Here is a 3051-nt window from a genome sequence, read left to right as displayed (position 1 = left end):
CGTGGCCGGACCCGCTCCTGCAGGTCCGGCCACGGCAACGCCCGCGCAGCGCCGTCCGGCGGCGCCGTCGACCAGCGATCGATCGGCGAAGCCGGGCGGCGCCGTCGGTCAGCGAAGTCCGGCGAAGAGGTCGTTCTCGGGCACGGCCGCACCCGTGGTGTCCTGCACCCGTACGAAGGTCTCCGTGCCCATGAGCTCGGTGAACCGCTCCTTGCCCATCTTCAGGAAGAAGATGTTCTCGCCCTGACTGGCGTGCGCGGCCAGCGCGTCGAACTTCCGGTCGCCGAACGCGGTGGTGTCCACCCAGGTGGTGATCTCCTCGTCGGGCAGGCCGATCTCGGCCAGGGCGGCGGCCTCCGCCGGGTCCGGCTCCTCCCAGTCGCCGCCGAACTCCCGCATGACCTCGCCGAACCGCTGCATCTGCGAGCGCGGAGCCGTCGTCCAGTACACCTTGGGCGTCATCCCGGTCATCTCCAGCGCCGCCATCGTGATGCGGTTCGCCTGGATGTGGTCGGGGTGGCCGTAGAACCCGTTCTCGTCGTAGGTCACGACCACGTCGGGCTTGTACTGTTTCAGCAGTTCGGCGAGGCGGGCGGCGCCCTCCTCCACCGGCGTCCGCCAGAACGAGCCGGGCGCGTCGTTGGCCGCCCAGCCCATCATCCCGGAGTCCGCGTACTCCAACAGCTCCAGGTGGCCGATCCCCAGGACCTCGCAACTCACCCGGAGCTCCTCGCGGCGCATCGCTGCCACGGCGGCCGGATCGTGCCCGGGATCGCCCGGCTTGACGCCGCCCGGCCCGTCACCGCAACCGCCGTCCGTACACGTGACGAGCACCGTGCGGATGCCCTCCGCCGCGTACCGCGCGAGCACGCCGCCCGTCCCGGTGGCCTCGTCGTCGGGATGCGCGTGCACCGCCATCAGCGTCAACGGCCGTTCAACCATGATCGTCCTCCAGTTCGGGATCTGCTCCGGCCCCAGTCTGCGGCAGGCGGGCGGGCGACCGCGCACAATATCCGGCGACCGCCCGCGCCGGGGGCCGGCCGCGTCCTCGGGGGAGCGCCGGTGGCGTGAACCCGACAGATCCTCAGGCTGTAGTTCCCCACACGTTCTCAGTCGGCGTCGTGCCGCCGGGCGGTCGATCCGGCAGGCCGACCCACGGCTGCCCGCAGCCTCGTTGCACGGCGCACGGCGCACGGTGCCGCAGGCCGGGTGGGCCCCGCCGCTCCGGCTTCCGCCGTGCCCGTCTTCGTGAGAGGCCCCCATCGGCGGTCGATCGCCGTTCCAGCATCCTGTCCGAGGGCTTCGCCGCAGCTCCCCACCGGTACTTCGGCTGGCTGCGGGACCGCGCGCCGGTGTACCACGAGCCCGCCGTGGACGGCTACTTCCTCTCCCGCCACCAGGACGTCCGACGGGTGCTGAGCGACCACGAGACGTTCAGCACCGAGACGTTCCAGGTGCGCGCCGAGCCCGTGATGCGCGGCCGGGTGCCCGCCCGGACGGCCGGGGCGGAGCACACCGCCAAGTGCGGAATCGTCGTCCGCGCGTTCACGGGGCGCGCCCTGCAGGAGCAGATCCGCGCGGTCCGCCCAACGCGGCCGAGCTGGTCGCGCCCTTCCTCCCAGGGGGCGGATCGACCGCGTCGACGACTTCGGCAAGCCGTTCGCCGTCCGCGTGACGCCGGACGTCCTGGGCCTCGACCAGGAGGACCGGCAGCAGGTCGCCCACTGGCCGGGCGGAGTGACCGAGTTCGTCACCGGCCCGGTCCTCACCCCCGAGCGTCGCCGCCACTGCCTCGACTGCGCCGAGCAGTTGGAGGCCCACCTCGCCCCCGTCGTGGAACGCCGCCGCCACCCCGGCGACGACCTGGTGTCGATGCTGCGCACCGCCGTCGACGACCTCGCCCGCGACCCGCGCAGGGCCCGCGCCCGGGAGGCGCTGACCGCCGGGTACTTCTCCGGCGCACCCACCCAGGAGGCCGCCGCCCGCCGCCTCGGCCTCCCGTACGGCACCTACCGGCGCCACCTGCGGCACGGCCCGGACCTGCTCTGCGAGGCGCCGTGGCAGCAGGAGCTGCACGGCCCGGCGGCGGAGCCCTCGTGACCGACGCCGCCGGCGGCAGGGGGGCAGTGACCGCGGCCGGGCCGGTGCGGGAAAGCTCCGCCGCGACTGCGTGTCGCACACGGCCGGCTCCGTTCGGTGACGACAGGGTGACGGGAGAGAGTCCCCGTTCGAAGGAGCGAGCATGCCCGACGTCACCACCCCGTACCCGACCGGCACCCCGTGCTGGGTCGACCTGATGGCCAAGGACCAGCAGGCCGCGCTGGACTTCTACCGCGACCTGTTCGGCTGGCAGGGCACGCCCGGACCGGCCGAGTTCGGCGGATACGCGGTCTGCGAGCTGAACGGCCGGGCCGCGGCCGGCATCGGTCCGGCGATGGCACCCGAGGGCATGCCGGAACCGCCGACCGTGTGGACGAGCTACCTGGCCAGCACCGACGCGCAGGCCACCCAGGACGCGATCGTCGCCGCGGGCGGCACCCTGCTCGTCCCGGCGATGGACGTCGGCAACCTCGGCCGGATGCTGGTCGCCGCGGACCCGCAGGGTGCGGTGTTCGGCGTCTGGCAGCCCGGCGAGTTCTCCGGCGCCCAGGTCGCCAACGAGGCCGGTGCGCTGACCTGGAACGAGCTGCACACCACCGACGTCCCGGCGGCCACGGCCTTCTACGGCGAGGCGTTCGGCATCGAGATCGAGCCGCTGGACGGCGCCGACTCCTACTGGGAGCTGCGGGTCGGCGGCCGCACCGTCGGCGGCGTCACCCTGCTCGCCAACGACCCGCCCGGCACCCCCGCGCACTGGCTGACCTACTTCGCGGTCGACGACGTCGACTCCACCGTGGACGCCCTGGTCAAGCGGGGCGGCACCGTGCTGGCCCCGCCGTTCGACATGATGGCCGGCCGGATGGCGGTGGTCGCCGACCCGCAGGGCGCGCCCTTCGCGATGATCAAACCGCAGCCGCTGTAGGCCCCGGCGCGCACCGGCGCGCACCGGCG

Annotated in this window: 3 protein-coding genes; 2 read left to right on the top strand and 1 reads right to left on the bottom strand. The window is 73.8% G+C overall.

Going from position 1 to position 3051, the window contains the following annotated elements; translation table 11 throughout:
* Positions 1-108: 108 nt before the first annotated feature.
* Positions 109-942 carry a PIG-L family deacetylase gene (locus tag ABZ641_RS31030; protein WP_344626106.1) on the bottom strand — a complete coding sequence of 278 codons (834 nt, stop codon included), beginning with the start codon at positions 940-942 and terminating at the stop codon, positions 109-111.
* Positions 943-1671: 729 nt separating this feature from the next.
* Here ABZ641_RS31030 and ABZ641_RS31025 point away from each other — a divergent pair.
* Together ABZ641_RS31025 and ABZ641_RS31020 are read left to right on the top strand one after the other, a co-directional pair.
* Positions 1672-2100, top strand: coding sequence for a hypothetical protein (locus ABZ641_RS31025; RefSeq protein ID WP_359987165.1), 429 nt, complete (start codon positions 1672-1674; stop codon positions 2098-2100).
* Positions 2101-2242: 142 nt separating this feature from the next.
* Positions 2243-3022, top strand: a complete 780-nt coding sequence (locus ABZ641_RS31020) for a VOC family protein (protein ID WP_359987162.1) — start codon at positions 2243-2245, stop codon at positions 3020-3022.
* Positions 3023-3051 lie beyond the last annotated feature (29 nt).

Source organism: Kitasatospora sp. NPDC007106, assembly GCF_040634455.1.
Lineage (GTDB): Bacteria > Actinomycetota > Actinomycetes > Streptomycetales > Streptomycetaceae > Kitasatospora > Kitasatospora arboriphila.
Note: the sequence above shows the minus strand (reverse complement) of the source record. Positions and strands in the feature narration are given on the sequence as shown.